Origin of the sequence: Zhihengliuella flava, from assembly GCF_015751895.1 — a bacterium.
GTDB classification, from domain to species: domain Bacteria; phylum Actinomycetota; class Actinomycetes; order Actinomycetales; family Micrococcaceae; genus Zhihengliuella; species Zhihengliuella flava.
In genome coordinates this window covers 1987694-2003695 of the sequence record NZ_JADOTZ010000001.1, presented here as the reverse complement: position 1 = coordinate 2003695, position 16002 = coordinate 1987694, and the positions used below count along the sequence as shown (strand labels likewise).

At 67.6% G+C, this 16002-nt stretch carries 12 protein-coding genes, 1 tRNA gene and 1 other RNA gene; 5 read left to right on the top strand and 9 right to left on the bottom strand.

The genetic code is table 11. From position 1 onward, the window contains the following. Positions 1-59: 59 nt before the first annotated feature. Positions 60-1496: a sugar porter family MFS transporter gene (locus tag IW252_RS09290; protein ID WP_196836300.1), complete on the bottom strand. Its 1437-nt coding sequence runs from the start codon at positions 1494-1496 to the stop codon at positions 60-62. A gap of 156 nt (positions 1497-1652) precedes the next feature. After that, positions 1653-2288, bottom strand: a complete 636-nt coding sequence (locus IW252_RS09285; protein WP_196836299.1) for a LytR C-terminal domain-containing protein — start codon at positions 2286-2288, stop codon at positions 1653-1655. A 247-nt stretch (positions 2289-2535) separates the two neighbouring features. On the opposite strand from IW252_RS09285, the gene IW252_RS09280 reads away from it, so the two are divergent. Beyond that, positions 2536-3570 (top strand): isopenicillin N synthase family dioxygenase, encoded by a 1035-nt coding sequence (locus IW252_RS09280; RefSeq protein WP_196836298.1) that lies wholly within the window; start codon positions 2536-2538, stop codon positions 3568-3570. A 119-nt stretch (positions 3571-3689) separates the two neighbouring features. On the opposite strand, the gene glmS is transcribed toward IW252_RS09280, so the two are convergent. From glmS to IW252_RS09265, 3 genes are all read right to left on the bottom strand, one after another. Further along, complete coding sequence (gene glmS / locus IW252_RS09275; RefSeq protein ID WP_196836297.1) at positions 3690-5564, bottom strand: glutamine--fructose-6-phosphate transaminase (isomerizing); 1875 nt, start codon at positions 5562-5564, stop codon at positions 3690-3692. A 68-nt stretch (positions 5565-5632) separates the two neighbouring features. Then, on the bottom strand, positions 5633-6190 hold the full coding sequence (locus tag IW252_RS09270) for a hypothetical protein (protein ID WP_196836296.1): 558 nt from the start codon (positions 6188-6190) through the stop codon (positions 5633-5635). A 122-nt stretch (positions 6191-6312) separates the two neighbouring features. Further along, positions 6313-6397: transfer RNA gene (locus IW252_RS09265), tRNA-Ser, on the bottom strand. A 168-nt stretch (positions 6398-6565) separates the two neighbouring features. Here IW252_RS09265 and ffs point away from each other — a divergent pair. Further along, positions 6566-6662, top strand: an RNA gene (gene ffs / locus IW252_RS09260) — signal recognition particle sRNA small type. 58 nt (positions 6663-6720) lie between these two features. Beyond that, positions 6721-7656: a tRNA glutamyl-Q(34) synthetase GluQRS gene (gene gluQRS, locus IW252_RS09255; RefSeq protein ID WP_196836295.1), complete on the top strand. Its 936-nt coding sequence runs from the start codon at positions 6721-6723 to the stop codon at positions 7654-7656. 66 nt (positions 7657-7722) lie between these two features. Here gluQRS and IW252_RS13725 read toward each other — a convergent pair whose 3' ends face one another. After that, the gene (locus IW252_RS13725; RefSeq protein WP_196836294.1) at positions 7723-8403 is read right to left on the bottom strand and encodes a GIY-YIG nuclease family protein; all 681 of its coding nucleotides are present in this window, start codon (positions 8401-8403) and stop codon (positions 7723-7725) included. Between the two features lie 197 nt (positions 8404-8600). On the opposite strand from IW252_RS13725, the gene IW252_RS09245 reads away from it, so the two are divergent. Together IW252_RS09245 and recR are read left to right on the top strand one after the other, a co-directional pair. Next, positions 8601-12338 (top strand): DNA polymerase III subunit gamma and tau, encoded by a 3738-nt coding sequence (locus IW252_RS09245; protein ID WP_196836293.1) that lies wholly within the window; start codon positions 8601-8603, stop codon positions 12336-12338. Between the two features lie 52 nt (positions 12339-12390). Then, positions 12391-12990, top strand: coding sequence for a recombination mediator RecR (recR, locus tag IW252_RS09240; protein ID WP_196836292.1), 600 nt, complete (start codon positions 12391-12393; stop codon positions 12988-12990). 24 nt (positions 12991-13014) lie between these two features. Here recR and IW252_RS09235 read toward each other — a convergent pair whose 3' ends face one another. From IW252_RS09235 to IW252_RS09225, 3 genes are all read right to left on the bottom strand, one after another. Continuing rightward, positions 13015-13623 carry a DinB family protein gene (locus IW252_RS09235; protein WP_231365971.1) on the bottom strand — a complete coding sequence of 203 codons (609 nt, stop codon included), beginning with the start codon at positions 13621-13623 and terminating at the stop codon, positions 13015-13017. A 79-nt stretch (positions 13624-13702) separates the two neighbouring features. Further along, the gene (locus IW252_RS09230; protein WP_196836291.1) at positions 13703-14887 is read right to left on the bottom strand and encodes an ABC transporter permease; all 1185 of its coding nucleotides are present in this window, start codon (positions 14885-14887) and stop codon (positions 13703-13705) included. After that, positions 14884-15906, bottom strand: coding sequence for an ABC transporter ATP-binding protein (locus IW252_RS09225; protein ID WP_196837208.1), 1023 nt, complete (start codon positions 15904-15906; stop codon positions 14884-14886). Before IW252_RS09225 ends, IW252_RS09230 begins: the two co-directional genes overlap by 4 nt. Positions 15907-16002 lie beyond the last annotated feature (96 nt).

The window sequence follows — 16002 nt, the reverse complement described above, 5'->3', positions numbered from 1 at the left end:
ACACAGCGAGGGCCGGTCGACGTTGACGACGTCGGCCGGCCCTCGGTGTGTGTGGTGGCTTAGGAGCGCATGGACTCCAGCTCCTTGCCGTTGGTCTCCTCGACGAACCGCCAGACGAAGAGCAGCGAGAGGATCGCAAAGCCCGCATAGATGCCGTAGGCGAGCACCAAGGAGGCGTCCGCGAGCGACGGGAACGACTGGGTGATCGCGAAGTTGGCCAGCCACTGGGCGGCCGCAGCCACGGACAGGGCGACGGCGCGCATCCGGTTCGGGAAGATCTCGCCGAGCAGGACCCAGACCACGGGGCCCCAGGACATGCCGAAGGCGACGACGAACAGGTTGGCGCCGATCAGGGCGATCACGCCCCACGCGCCCGGCAGGGACACGGTGGCCTCGCCGCCCGGCTCGGTGGCCGGGGTGACGATCGCCTGGGCGAAGGAGATGGCCATGGTCAACAGGCCGATCGACATGCCGGTGGAGCCGATCATCAGCAGCGGCTTACGGCCGATCTTGTCGACGAGCAAGATGGCCAAGATGGTCACCACGATGTTCAGAATGGAGGTACCGACGGAGATGGCGAACGAATCTTCCTCCGCGAAGCCGACCGACTGCCACAGGGTGGTCGAGTAGTAGAAGATCACGTTGATGCCGACGAACTGCTGGAACACCGAGAGCAGGATGCCGACCCAGACGATCGGCAGCAGCCAGGCGCGGCCGCCCACCAGGGTGTGCAGCCCCTGCTTGGTCTCGACGTTGATGGTTGCCTTGATCTCGGCAATCTTTTCCTCGACGCCTTCCTTGCTGGTGATGCCCACGACCTCGGCCAGGGCCTTGCCGGCGCGGGCGTAGTCGCTCTTGGCCACCAGGTAGCGCGGCGACTCCGGCAGGCGCAGGGCCAGCACGCCGTAGATGACGGCGGGGATGGTCTCCGAGAGGAACATCCACCGCCAGGCCTCGAGGCCGAACCAGCCCTCTTGGGCGGCGCCGCCGGCCGCGTCGGCGATCACGGCGTCGGTCAGCAGGGCGGCGAAGATGCCGATGACGATGGCGAGCTGCTGCAGGGACGCGAGGCGGCCACGGCTGTGGGCCGGGGAGACCTCGGCGATGTAGGCCGGGGCGAGCACGGAGGCCATGCCCACGCCGACGCCGCCGAGGAAGCGCCAGATGATCAGGTCGGTCACACCGAAGGCGAAGCCGGAACCGATGGCGGAGACGGTGAAGAGCGCGGACGCGAGGACCATGGCGCGCACGCGGCCCTGGCGGTCAGCGAACGGGCCGGCGATCCAGGCGCCCACCATGGCGCCGAGCAGGGCGCAGGAGACGGCAAAGCCGAGCAGGACGGGGCCGAGCGAGAACTCGCCCTCAATGGCGTCGACGGCTCCGTTAATGACGGAACTGTCGAAGCCAAACAGGAAACCGCCGATGGCGGCGGCGATCGCGACGCCGACCACCTTCTTCGGCGTCTTGTGAGGATTCGATACTGATGCGTCAGACATGGCGGCCATGCTACCGACGAATGGTGATACCGAGAACAGCATCACAGTCCCGTGCGGGAACTCGCCGCGCCGATCCCGATGATCCCGGGCTTACGCACCGCAGCCTGTGGGCGAACTCACCCCGTCACCGGGCGTTATTCGCTCCGCCCCGCGGCCCTACTGCGAGCAGTTCAGCGGCCCGTCCTCGGCCTGTACATAGGGGGTGGCCTGCAGGGATTCGTATGCCTCGCCCACGATGACCACCACGTGCCCGTCCCCGAGGCGCGCGTCGAAGGCGTACTCGGCGCCCGGCAGGTGCCGCTGGACGGTGAGGGCCTCGTCCCGCCCCTCTTCGCCGCTGACCACCAGCGCAGAAATGGCGCCGCGGTTGCTCAGCTGCTGGTTGCCCACCCGACCCTCGACGAACCCTCGCTCGACGAGCCCGTCCCGGACGGTGGTGGCCAATCCCGCGCGCAGCGTCCCGTTGAAGACGTCCACGGTGATGGTGGAGGGGTCCTGATAGGTGAAGTTCCCGGCCGGGCATTCCGTCGCCTCTGCTGCGACCGTCTCCGTGGGCCCCATCGGCAAGAACGGCAGCTCCACCTTGCGGGTCAGCACCAAGTAGGCGGTGACGCCGACGGCGGCCACGAGGAGCAGAACAAGAGTAAGGACGATCCCGTGACGCAGGCGCGTGCGGAAGTGCTCGGGGCTATCCACCAGCTCCGGGTCGTGCGTTTCGGCCTTGAGCTGCATCAGATCGTCTTCGGTGACGATCCGGCTGCCCTGCCACTTCTGCGGGTCTTCGTTCTTCATGCGCTCCCCTGCATCTCAGCACGCCGCGGGTCCTCTCCCCTGCGGTGCGCTCCAACATATCAAGCCGCTGGTGAGGGCCGTGGCCGCTCAGTGCGTCGTCGGGCCCTGACAGGAACGACGACGCCCGCGGCGGCAGCCCACCCCATAGCGCACCGACGTCAAGAGGCGCGACACGGGGCGTCATACACGTCAAACCAGCGTCATAATCGTTCGGCGCGGCGAAACATTCGGTCTTATGGTCACTTCTATGACGATTCGAACTTCCGTCCCGGTCCTTGACCTGTCGACCGCGCGGACGGACGACGGTGGCTTCAACCCTGAGTTCATCGACGCCCTCCGCGACGCCGCTCACAACGTGGGCTTTTTCCAGATCACCGGCTACGGTGCGCGCGACGGGCAACCGGCCGAGCTGCTAGACACGGTCGCCGAGTTCTTCAAGCGCCCGCTCGACGAGCGCCTCGAGCTGGATAACCGCAATTCGGCCCAATTCCGCGGCTACACCCGCTTGGGCAAGGAGATCACGCAGGGACGCGCCGACTCCCGCGAGCAAATCGACTTCGGCCCTGAACGCGAGGCGCTGGCCGAGGTCCCCGAGGGCCAGTCCTTCATGAAGTTGCAGGGCCCCAACCAGTGGCCCACGGAATTCCCGGAGCTGGAACGCGTGGCGATGGAATGGGCCGACCTGATGAGCCGGGTGGGCCGCGAGCTGCTGGCCGGGATTTCCGTGGCGTTGGGCCTTGAGGAGGACCACTTCGCCGAGCCGTTCGCCGGGACGCCCGCGTGGATGGGCAAGCTGGTGCACTACGTCGGCGGCCAGGTGCCGGAGGCCGGTACGCAGGGCGTGGGAGCCCACGCGGACTACGGGTTCGTCACCATGCTGCTGCAGGACGCCGTCGGCGGCCTCGAGGTCCAGCCCTACGGGCAGGAGGAGTGGATCACCGTCGAGCCCCTCGAGGGTGCGCTGGTGGTCAACCTCGGCGAGATGCTGGAGGTCGCCACCAACGGCTACCTGATGGCCACCATTCACCGCGTGACCGCGCCCCCGGCGGGCGTGGACCGCTACTCGGTCCCGTTCTTCTGGTCCCCTCGGCTCGACGCCGTCATCGATCCTGTGGAGCTTCCGGCCGAGCTCGCCGCCGAGGCCCGCGGCGCCTCGGACGACCCGCAGAATCCCATGCTCTGCTCCTACGGCGCCAATATGCTCAAGGGCTTCTTGCGAGCGCACCCGGAGACGGCGGAGAAGTTCTACCCGGAGCTGACGACGACGTCGCACGCCGCCTAACCGAGGCGGTTGCTCGAGGCACCTGAACAAGGGAAGGGCGGTGGGATGCGTGTTTCACGCATCCCACCGCCCTTCGATGTGCTCGGCCACCCCGCTGGCGGACGCGGGCCCCGCCGTCGTTATTCGACGGTGACGGATTTGGCGAGGTTGCGAGGCTGGTCCACGTCGTAGCCCTTCGCGGAGGCGAGTTCGCAGGCGAAGATCTGTAGAGGGACCACGGTCAGCAGGGGCATGAGCAGCGTCGGGGTCTCCGGGACATAGAACACGAACTCGGAATACTCCCGCACCGCCTCGTCACCCTCTTCCGCGATGACCAGGGTCTTCGCCCCACGCGCCCGAACTTCCTGAATATTCGAAACGACCTTCGCGTGCAACGAGTCCCGGCCCCGCTTGGACGGGACGACGACGAACACCGGCTGCCCGTCATCGATCAACGCGATCGGCCCGTGCTTCAACTCGCCCGCCGCGAAACCCTCAGCGTGAATGTACGCGATCTCCTTAAGCTTCAACGCCCCTTCCATCGCCACCGGGTACCCCACATGCCGGCCCAGGAACAACACCGAGGCCTCGTCCTTCATCGAACGAGCCAACTCCTTGATCTCGTCCTCGCGGTCCAGGATGTCCGTGATCTTGCCCGGAATCTTATTCAGATCCGCCATGATGTCCCGGATCTGACCGGTAAACAGGTTCCCCCGCAAACTCGCCAAATACAGGCCAAGAATGTACGTCGCAACAATCTGCGCCAAAAACGCCTTCGTCGAAGCCACCGCGATCTCCGGACCCGCATGCGTATACAACACCGCATCCGACTCCCGCGGGATCGTGGACCCATTCGTGTTACAGATCGACAGGGTCTTCGCCCCCTGCTCCTTCGCATACCGGACCGCCATCAACGTATCCATCGTCTCGCCCGACTGCGAGATCGACACCACCAACGTGTCCGCATCCACGATCGGCTCCCGGTACCGGAACTCATGAGAGAGCTCCACCTCCACCGGGATCCGGCACCACGACTCAATCGCGTACTTCGCCACCGACCCCGCATACGCCGACGTCCCACACGCCAAGACAATGATCTTCTTCACCCGCTTAAGCTGGCCCGGATCAATGCGCAGCTCGTCCAGAGTCAACCGGCCCGCAGAATCCGACCGACCCAACAACGTATCCGCCACCGCGGCCGGCTGATCATGGACCTCCTTCTCCATGAACGAGGCAAAACCACCCTTCTCCGCCGCGGCAGCATCCCAATCCACCGTGAATTCCTTACCCTCAGCAGGGTTGCCCTCAAAATCAGTGATCCGATGCGACTCCGGAGTAATCGTCACGATCTGATCCTGACCCAACTCCACCGCACGCCGCGTGAAATCAATAAACCCGGACACATCCGAGCCCAGGAAGTTCTCCCCCTGACCCAAACCCACCACCAACGGCGAGTTCCGGCGCGCAGCAACCACCACACCAGGATGCTCCTCATGCACCGCCAACAACGTAAACGCACCCTCAAGCCGCTGCGAGACCAACTCCATCGCCCGCGTTAAATCCCCGGCAGCCTCACCCCGATACACCTCCGCGAGCAACACCGCAGCCACCTCAGTATCCGTCTCCGAGGCGAACTCATGGCCCGCGGCCAGCAACTCCTGCTTGATCTCCGCGAAATTCTCAATAATCCCGTTATGAATCAACGCCAACCGGCCCTCATCAGCCACATGCGGATGCGCGTTCTCATCCGACGGCCCACCATGAGTCGCCCACCGCGTATGACCAATACCCGTCAACGACACCGGCAACGGGGAAGCCTCAATCGCCCCCACCAGATTCGTCAGCTTGCCCGACTTCTTCCGAAACTCAAGACCACCATCACCCAACACCGCAACACCAGCCGAGTCATAGCCCCGATACTCCAACCGGCGCAAACCCTCCAACACCACATCCACAGCACCATGAGCACCAGAAGACTTCGACGCACCGCCAACATAACCAACGATTCCACACATGCGCTCAAGGGTACCGGGCTTGGACCAGCGGCGCGCTGTGACGCTGCTGACGCGGAGTGTAGGGGCCGCTAGGCGTGCTGTGCGGACAGCGCTTCTGCGTCGGAGGCGTCCGCGTCACGGGTGCGCCGGTCGAGTTCGAAGAGCCCGTAGCTCACCACGGCTGTACCGACGGCCATGACGGTGCGCGGGTGTGAGACGCCGCGGCGCACCAAGGCGTGGTGGATGCGCGCATCCACCCATTCGCTGACCACGAACGTGCCGTAGCACGTCACGGCGAAGGCGGCCCCAAGGGTGACGGCCATGGCGGTGGAGGCCTTCTGGGCTGTGGCCTCGGCGCTGGAGGGTTCTACGCCGGCGGGTTCGACGCCGGGCGCGTCGCCCGGCTCCGGTGTGGCGCCGTCGTCGGGCCGGGTGTCCTCGACACCGCGCTTGATGCCTGAGCGGATGGCGAGCCCCGCGATGAGGCCGGTGCCGGCGGACAGGCCCGCCCGCACCCAGCGGCGCGTGGCGAGCCGGTAATCGGCCGGATTGATGAGGGCCAGGGCGCCGCTGGCCAGCGCTTGGACGGCTCCGGAAGCGGGCGAATACGGATCGAACGAACGCGGGCGATCGGTAGAAGTCGTCATGCCTCCACGCTAAGCCGAGGTGACTCAGGGTGTCATCAGCCTGCGGGATGAGATGCGCTCACCGCGGAGCGGCCGGAGATTAAACGCGAACGGCCCCGGAGATTCCGGGGCCGTTCGATCGGCGGAGGATAGGGGATTTGAACCCCTGAGGGCGTGAACCCAACACGCGTTCCAGGCGTGCGCCATAGGCCGCTAGGCGAATCCTCCAGTCGCGCTCCAACCCACAGCTAATGCTGCAAATTGAGCAGGCTCCACCTTACCTGATGCTCCGCGCCGGGCGCCAATCGGGAGCCCCGGTGGTGGTCAGGCTCAGGTTCCCGCCGCCGCGGCGGGCCCCGATTGTCTCTGATGGGGGCGCGTCCGCTACACTCTTTTCTTGGCCCCTCATGTGGTGTCATCTCGCTGAACTCCCCCAGGACCGGAAGGTAGCAAGGGTAAGTGGGCTCTGGCAGGTGCATGAGGGGTCTTTTACTTTTCTGCACCGTGTGTGGCAGCACCGCACGCGGTCCGTGCCGCACGAAAGGACGCACATGCCGGCTGGTCGATTCGCCCCGAGCCCGTCCGGTGAGCTGCACGTCGGCAATCTCCGCACGGCCCTGCTGGCCTGGTTGTTCGCCCGCTCCACCGGCCGCGAGTTTCTCCTCCGCGTTGAAGACTTGGACCGTGCCCGCGCCGGGGCCGAGGCGGAGCAGTTGCGGGACCTCGCCGCGATCGGGCTGGACTGGGACGGTGACGTCGTCCGTCAGACGGACCGGCTCGCCGGGTTCGACGCCGCGTTTGGTCGGCTCTCCGACGCGGGCCTGCTCTACGAATGCTTCTGCAGCCGCCGGGATATCGCCGAGGCCCCGCGCGCCCCGCACGCCGCGCCCGGCTCCTACCCCGGCACGTGCCGCGCTCTCTCCGAGGCCGAGCGGGCCGACCGCCGTCGGACCCGTCCCGCCGCGTGGCGGCTCCGCGCCGAGGCCGAGGAGTTCACGGTGACGGACGCCCTCGCCGGGGCCTACACGGGGGTGGTGGACGACTTCGTGATCCGCCGCAACGACGGCACCTTTGCCTACAACTTTGCGGTGGTGGTCGACGACGCGCTGCAGGGGGTCGATCAGGTGGTGCGCGGCGACGACCTGCTGCCGTCCACCCCGCGTCAGGCCTACCTCGCTGGCCTGCTCGGGGTCCCGCTGCCCGAGTATGCGCACGTGCCGCTGGTGCTGAACGCAGCGGGCCAGCGGCTGGCTAAGCGGGACGGGGCGGTGACGCTGGCGGACTTGTCGGCCCCACGCACGGTCGATGCGGTGGAGTACGACGCCGTCACGGCAGCCCGGGTGCGCGATGTCCTGTTGGCGTCCCTGGGCCTGCCGCAGGGCCCGTTGGCCCAGGCGGTCGACGCCTTCGATCCCGCGGCTCTGCCGCGCGAGCCGTGGGTGCTGGACTCTCCGTCCGCAACCTTTGCGTCCGCCCGCACGCGCTGAGCCGCGGCATGCAAATTTTGGGACCTTGACTAAGCCCAACATCATCCGCTTCGACGCAGAATTTCCCTATTGCAGCCTTCTTCCGAAGCCATATGGCACACGGCCAGTCTCCTCCATCCAGTCGAGACGACCTCCACTAAGCCGATTTAGCCTGAAACTCGCTGGCACGGCTTCCTCAACCTTCTGCTCTAACGCCGAAGTGGCTCGGGTTTTTGCTGCAATCACTCGAGTAGTATCCAGCGCACGAAATGAATCGATCGAGAGTATTGAAACTTCAACTGGCCCAAAAAGGAGGCGGTCAAACTGCTTGGCACCGCTCCAGTGCTGCTTGATCCGCTTCCTCATATCATCCGCCTGACCAACATAAATTTGCTTGTAGTCATCAAGGATCATGAGATAAACGCCTTCAACACCATCAAGTGCCTTAAGGTCATCGACAAATCGCAGTCGTGGTGAGATCGAAAGCAGTTGATTAACGGCTTGCCCAAAATGGGCACCGCCCAACTGCTCAAAGTAGCGCATATTGAGATCAAAGTTCGCCAAGGCTCTAGCGCGCTGTCGCACACACCACTCCTCGGTGTAGAAGCGTCGAGATTCGTCAGTGTAAGTACCCTGCCACTCCTCGGCCTCCCCCACATCGAACTGGCTTGAGTAAAAGGAAGAACGGCTATTTGGAATGGCATACTTCTCACGCGTCAGTAGAAATCCAAATTTTCCAGCTCGAACGTTTTCACCTAGGTGCTCCACGAGTTCTCCCCCTCGAATCGCATGCAGTGGCAATTCTACTACGAAACCTTGGAAACGAAACCACAGAAACTGAACCCGAAGCGGTTGAATAGTTGATTAAATGCCAATTTGACTCTCCGTCCACAACCTTTGCGCCCGCCCCCACGCGCTGAGCCGCGGCATGCAATGCGTCAGCCGCGTTGGGTAGGGTTGACCCCGTGAGTACAGCCCTTTATCGCCGATACCGGCCGGACAGCTTTGCGGACGTCATCGGGCAGGAGCATGTCACCACCCCGCTGATGGCGGCGCTGTCTAAGAACCGCGTCAACCACGCCTACCTCTTCTCCGGACCGCGCGGCTGCGGCAAAACCACCAGCGCCCGCATCTTGGCCCGCTGCCTGAACTGTGAGCAGGGCCCCACGGATACCCCCTGCGGCGAGTGCGCCAGCTGCCGGGACCTCGCCACGGGCGGACCGGGCTCATTAGATGTCATCGAGATCGACGCGGCCAGCCACGGCGGCGTCGACGATGCGCGTGATCTGCGCGAGCGGGCCACCTTTGCGCCGACGCGGGACCGCTACAAGATTTTCATTATTGACGAGGCCCACATGGTCACGTCCGCCGGCTTCAATGCGTTGCTCAAGATCGTTGAGGAGCCGCCGGAGCACATCAAGTTCGTCTTTGCCACCACGGAACCGGACAAGGTCATCGGGACCATCCGCTCCCGCACGCACCACTACCCCTTCCGGTTAGTGCCGCCGGAGACGCTCATGGAGTACTTGGAGCGCCTGTGCCAGCAGGAGAACGTGCCGGTGGCGCCGGGCGTCCTCTCCCTCGTGCTGCGCGCCGGCGGCGGGTCCGTGCGTGACACGCTCTCGGTGCTCGATCAGCTGATGGCCGGCGCCGGCTCGGAGGGACTGGACTACGAGCTCGCGGTGTCCCTGCTCGGCTACACGCACGCGGCGCTGCTCGACGACGTTGTGGATGCCTTGGCCGCTCAGGATGCGGCCACGGTGTTCTCCGCGGTGGATCGAGTCATCCAGACCGGCCATGACCCGCGCCGGTTCGTCGAGGACCTGCTGGAGCGGCTGCGGGACCTCATCATCGTCAAGGCCATGCCGGATGCGGCGGCCCAGATCCTCCGCGGCGTCCCCGCCGATCAGCTGGCCCGGATGCAGCAGCAGGCCGCCATCTTGGGCCAGGCGGAGCTCAGCCGCGCGGCCGACGTGACCAATCAAGCACTGACGGAGATGACGGGCGCCACCAGCCCGCGCCTGCACCTCGAGCTCCTTTGCGCCCGGCTGCTACTGCCCTCCTCTGACCCCGGCGAGCGCGGCATCGGCGCGCGCGTGGACCGGATCGAACGCCGCCTGACGTACGGCGGCACGGAACCGCTGACCGACGGCACGGGCGGTCAGGGCACTGCCAATCAGGACGAGTCCGGGACCGCGGTCCACCCGGGTGCGGAGGCGGGCGCCACCGGCGCGGCGGCCGTGCGGGAGGCCCTGCGCGCGGCCAAGGCTAAGCAGGAGCCGGCGGCCGACGCACCGGCCGTGCAGGCGGAACAGAAGCAGCCTTCCGCGCCGCAGGTGACGGAGCCTCAGCCGCAGGCACCCGCCCAACCGGAACGCGAGCAGCCCTCCGCGCCGCAAGTGGCGGAACCTGAGCCGCAGGCACCAGAACAGTCCTCGGCGCAACGGCAGGAGTCCCATCAGGCACCGGCGCCCGAGGCCAACCCGGCGGAGGCAGCTTCTTCCGGCGCCGCCGAGGCCGCGCAATCCTCCGCCGACTCCGCGGAATCCGGCGCGCCGCGCAGCACCGCTCAGGCCGCGTTTCCCAAGACGGCCGAGGAGCTCGCGTCCCGCCTGCCGCAGCGGCAGGAGCCGCGGCACCAGGAGGAGCCCACCGCGGACTGGGGTGGGGCCTGGACGGTGCCGGATGCCGACGCGCTGGGGTCCACCGCAGTGGCACCCGAGCCGCAGCAGGAGCCCGCACGCCAGCAGGCCGCCGAGCAGCAGCCGGACCAGCGATCAGCCCAGCAGGAATCCGCTGCGCCGGCTGCCGTGCCGCAGGAACCGGCCCGCGCCCCGGAAGCCGAGCCGCAGCGGCAGGCCCCGCAAAATCCTCAGCCGTCCGCCGAACAGACAGGCCCGCGCGTGGGCCAAGCTCAACAGCCCGCCGAGCAACCGTCTGGGCCGCAGGAGCAGGCCGCGCCCCAGCCAGCGCCCTCACCGCAATCCGGTGGGGCGGCGTCGGGTGGCGCCGGGTCCATTGAGATGTTCCGGCGCGCTTGGCCGGAGGTCCTCGAGGTCATCAAGAACGAGCGCAAGGTCGTCTGGATGAACCTCCAACAGAACGCGTCACTGACCGGGTTCGACGGCCGAACGTTGGCCCTCGGCTTCGCCCACCCCGGTGCCATGGCCAACTTCCAGCGCCTCAATGACAACGTCGCCCTCGTGCAATGGGCCGTCCATCAGGTCCTGGGCGTTCAGGTCGGGATCGACGTCGTCGCGGGAGGGTCCGCTGACGCGGGTGGTTCGGGCCCAAAAGCTGATCGCCGGCCCCAGCCGGCGTCCGCAGGCTCCGACTCCGCCCGTCCCGCTACCGGCCGCCCGGCGCCGACCTCCGGGCGGTCCGCGAACCCTGACCCTGGCGTCGTGCCCCGGCCGGAAGCCGCCTCACGCCCGGCCCCGCAACCGTTCCAGCCCACCCCGCAACGGCAGGAGCACTACGAACGGCCGGAAGCACCGCAGTGGACTGACTTCCCGCCTATCGACGCCTCCTCCGCCACGTCAGCGGCCGAGTCGTCGGAGGAGTCAGCGCCCGATGCCGGCGCCACCACGTCGGCGGACTCCGCGAGCGCTTCGACTCCCACGGAGCCGACGTTCGAGGGAAACCGTGCCTCCGCTGTCTCGCCCGTCGAGGCGGCCGGGACCAAGGGCCACTCGTCCCACTCGGCCATGTCCGCGGCCTCCGCGCACTCGGCCTCCTCCGCCGCATCAGCCGACGCGGCCGCGCCGGAAAACTCAGCAGCACCGGAACGCTCGGCCGCATCAGCACCAGCGGCAGCGCCACAGCCGGCGCCAGCGCCCTCCACTACCGAGCCCGACGACGGGTGGATCCCGCCGGAGGAACCGCCGGAGTATGACGAGCCGTACGACGCCGAGGATCCCAGCTGGAATCACGCCAGCGAGGCACCGGCATCGTCCGCATCCGGCACCTCGGCCACGACGTCCGGTTCGAGTGGATCTGCGGCCACGGCCGGCTCGGCAGCGTCAGCTGCCTCGGCGGCCCCGAGCCCAGCAGCTCCCGTGATTCCTCCTGCACCGGCTGGACCGACTCCCCCGCCGCCCTCGTGGGCCGGTTCCGCCCTACCGTCCACCATGCGCCAGCAGTCACAGGAAAAGCCTGCGGCCCCCGCGCCGGAACGACGCGACCCGGCCAAGAAACTGAGCCGCTACCAGCAGTTGCTGGCCCAGGCCGAGGCGGAAAACGGTGGACCTTCCGGCGGCGGATGGCCCGGCGGATCACCCCGCCCCACCGGCCAGCCTTCCGCTGCCGCGGGCGCGGAGAGCGGGTCAGCCGCCAGCGCCAGCACTCCGGCCGACGGGGCGCCGCCCGCCGCTGGCTCCCGCCCCGATGCTGCGCCCGACGGTTGGGGGCACGCTGGGACGCCAGCGCCGAATGCCGGCGCCGCATCTACCGCCCCTGCGCCCGGCGCGGAGTCCGGTCAGGCACCGAACCAACCGCAGGGCGCCGCGAATTCCGGTGCCGCGGGCCGCGGGGCCGTAAACTCGTCCTACGGTGCCGTTGACGACGCGGACTTTGTTCCCAGCGACGACGACATCGCGATTGAGGACTCCACCGTGATCGGCCGAGCCGCGATCGAGCGCATCCTCAACGGGCGCATGATCGAGGAACGCCATCACGACGGAACCCCCATCAACCACCCCTGATGTTGGACGCCGCCTCAGCGGCGGCCCCGCCGAGCAGCGAACGTGAGGTTACGTGTACGAAGGCGCAGTTCAAGACTTGATCGACGAGTTTGGTCGCCTCCCGGGCATCGGCCCGAAGTCCGCTCAGCGGATTGCGTTCTACGTGCTCGAGGCCGACCGGGAGGACATCAACCGGCTCGCCGATGCGATCCGCGTGGTCAAGGACAAGGTGAAGTTCTGCGAGGTCTGCTTCAACGTCTCCGAGCAGGACCTGTGCAACATTTGCCGGGACGCGAAGCGGGACCAGTTGCTCCTGTGCGTCGTGGAAGAGTCCAAGGACGTCATGGCCGTGGAGCGTACGCGCACTTTTCGAGGCCGCTACCACGTCCTCGGCGGCTCGATTAACCCGATCGCGGGCGTCGGCCCCGATCAGCTGCACATTCGCGAGCTCTTGACCCGCCTGCAGGATGACACCATCGAGGAGGTCATCATCGCTACGGACCCCAACCTTGAGGGCGAGGCCACGTCGACCTACCTGGCCCGCATGCTCGGCAGCTTGGGCATCAAGATCACGCGCCTAGCCTCCGGACTGCCCGTTGGCGGCGACTTGGAGTACGCGGACGAGGTCACGCTCGGCCGCGCCTTCGAGGGCCGCCGCAGCGTCACCGGTTAGCGGTCACGGGCTAGCCGCCACCGGCTACCGTTCTCCGCCGCCGGCCGGCCCCTCCGGAACAAACTGGTCCGCCACGGATTGCACGGTGGCGCGATAATCGGCCCACCAGGCCGGGCTCTCCTCCGGCAGGTTTTCGACCCCCGGATAGAGCCCCGCGGCGCCGTCGATCTCTTCACGCAGGATGTCCGCGTGCCCCGCATGCCGGGCCGTCTCCGCGATTAGGTGCACCACCAAGCGGCGCACGGTGGTGTGTCGGATCTTCTCTCCCCACCAGGGGACGAGCGCCGCGCCGTCCAGCCCCAGCTCGGCGATGGTCTGATCTGTGGCTGCCCATGCGGTCCGGTACAGGTCCTCGACCCACTCGCGGCTCTGCTCCGCCGTGGCAAAGAGGTCCGCATTCGGCGCGGCCGACGGCTCGATCCAGGGCGTTGGGGCCGCGTTCGGCCGCCCGCACACCTCGCCGAAATAGCCGATCTCCATGGTGGCCACGTGCTTGACCAAGCCGAGCAGGTTCGTGCCGGTGGCGGTCAGGGGGCGGCGTGCCTCAAACTCGCTCACGCCGTCGAGCTTCCATAGCAGCGCCTCGCGCTGGTCCTGCAGGTACCGCTGGAGGATCTCGGCTTCGGTCATCATGAGCTGAGACTAGCGCCCGAGTCGGATCCGGGGAAGGGACCCACAGCGCGCCGCGAGCACTGCCCGCGGCGCGCAGGGCTTAAGCCACGCGGGTGCCGGTGGCGAGGCGCCCGGCCGGGGTGACCAACCGGCGTCGTCCGCTGATGATCAGCGCAGCCGCGATCACCAGCTGGACCCCCAGCCCGAGGGGCCACATCGGCGGCAAGTCGCCGGCCGCGGCGGACTCGTAGGCATCGACCTGACGCTCGCCGTCCACGCAATCCGGGCCCTCCGCGCCAGCCTGGGCGGACCGGACGGCGAGCTGAATGAGTCCGATAGGACCGTCCGGGCTCGCCATGCCCTCCCGGTCCGCGGGGTCCAGCGGGACCGCGTCCGCGGTGACGACGAACGGGTTCGCGGCCAGCAGCCACGCGGTCCGCTCCGTGTGCAGGATGGTCCGCGTATACGCGCGCTCCGTGCAGACCTCGTCCGCCGGGTTGTAGACGAAGCCGCGGGACTGCTCGTCCAGCTCGCGGTACGCTTCCTCCTCCTCAGCCATGCTCAGGGGCTCGCCGTCTTCGCCCAGCATGCGTCCCGTCTCCGAGTCGTACTCCACCTGGGACCACGGATCCTTGGGGTTAACGACCTCGTAATCCACGATCTCCTCCTGGGTGAATCGCAGGCTGAGCCCAAAGGCGATCAGCGTGCCCACCGTCAGCAGCGCCACCATCAGGTAGGAGGTCACGACGGCGAACAGGGGGCGGGAGGAGCGGGCCGAGATGCCCACCCCGATGGCGCAGGCCACGCCGAGCTCCACCGCGCACATGAGCAGGATCACCGGGACCGCCGGCAGGTAAACGTCGCCGTAGGACATGGCCCACGCGATCATCGGCAGCGTGACCAGCAGGAAGGCGAGCGCCGCGATCCAAGCGGCCAGCCACTTGCCCCAGAGGATCTGCCCCGGGCTGAGCAGGGTGTTCTGCAGGATGGCTAGCGTGCCGCCGGCGCGGTCGCCCGTGATGGAGTTGGCGCTCAGAGCGGGGGTGACTAGCAAGCCGAAGAGCAGGACGAACCCCACCACCAGCTCGAACATCAATTGCCCGGTGCCCTCGTCCGCGAGGCCGCCGTTCCAGCTGGCCGAGGACGTGTAGGCGGCCAGCGCGGTGACGACCCCAATCACGGCGAACCACACGATCAACATGACGTACCAGCTCTTGGAGCGCAGGCGCTGCTTCAGCTCGAGGTCCACGACGGCGCGCACGCCCGCGACGTATCCGAGGTTCATGCCTGATCCCTCCCATCCTTGGCGTCCGCGCTGGCGGTGCCGATTCCTCCGGACTCTTGCGCGTACACCGAGCTCATGTACGTCTCCTCCAGCGCGCCCACCGTGGGGGCGAACGCCGCGACCGCGACGCCGGCCTCGACGAGGGCGCGCAGCACCGTGGCCGCCTCCGCCTCGGACGCGACGTCGATCAGCGCCTCGGTGCGGCGTTGGGCCGCCGGCACCGTGTAGGCGATGCCCTGCTGATTCAGCGCCTCCAGGAGGGCCGTATGGTCCAGCCCGCGCACGCTGTAGCGGCGGGTCTGCGTGTCCGCCTCGGCGAGCGTCTGCGTCCGCACGCTGGAGCCCGCCGCCACGAACACGGCGGCGTCGGCAATCTCATCCAGCTCGGAAAGGACGTGGGAGCTCACCACGACGGTGCGCCCCTCCGCGGCGAAGCGCCGCAGCAGGTTGCGCAGGTCAATCCGCGCTCCCGGGTCCAACCCGGACGCCGGCTCGTCGAGGAGCAGCACCTGCGGATCATTCATCAGGGCGCGGGCCAAGGACAGCCGCTGCTGCTGGCCGCGAGACAGGACGCGGGAGGGCTGGCCGGAGAGTTCCGTGAGCTTGACCAACTCCAGCAGCTCGTCGGCGCGCGCCGCCGCCGAGGCCTTCTCCATCCCGTAGAGGCGGCCCATGGAGGTGAGGATCTCGCGGGAAGTCAACGTCTCCCACACGCCCAGGGTGTCCGGCATCCAGCCGATCAGCTCCCGCGCCGCGCGCGGATCCGCCGCGACGTCCACGCTGCCGATCCGCACCGAACCGGTGTCCGGCCGCAACAGGGACGCGAGCATGAGCAGCAGCGTCGTCTTGCCGGAGCCGTTGGGCCCGATGAGGGCCGTCACCTCGCCCGGGCGCGCCACGAAGTCGATGTGGCGCACCGCCTGCACCGCGCCAAAGGTGCGGGACAATCCCTCGGCGACCACGCCGGCGTCGTGCCCGGAGCGCTGCGGCCCCGGTGGTGGCGTGCCCTCGCCGGACAGACCCGGCGCTGTGGTGTTTGGCACAGCGGACCTCCTCAGGTGAACCGTGGCAGCACGTCCGCTGCCCCTTCCTGACCTCTACTGTAGGAATCAACC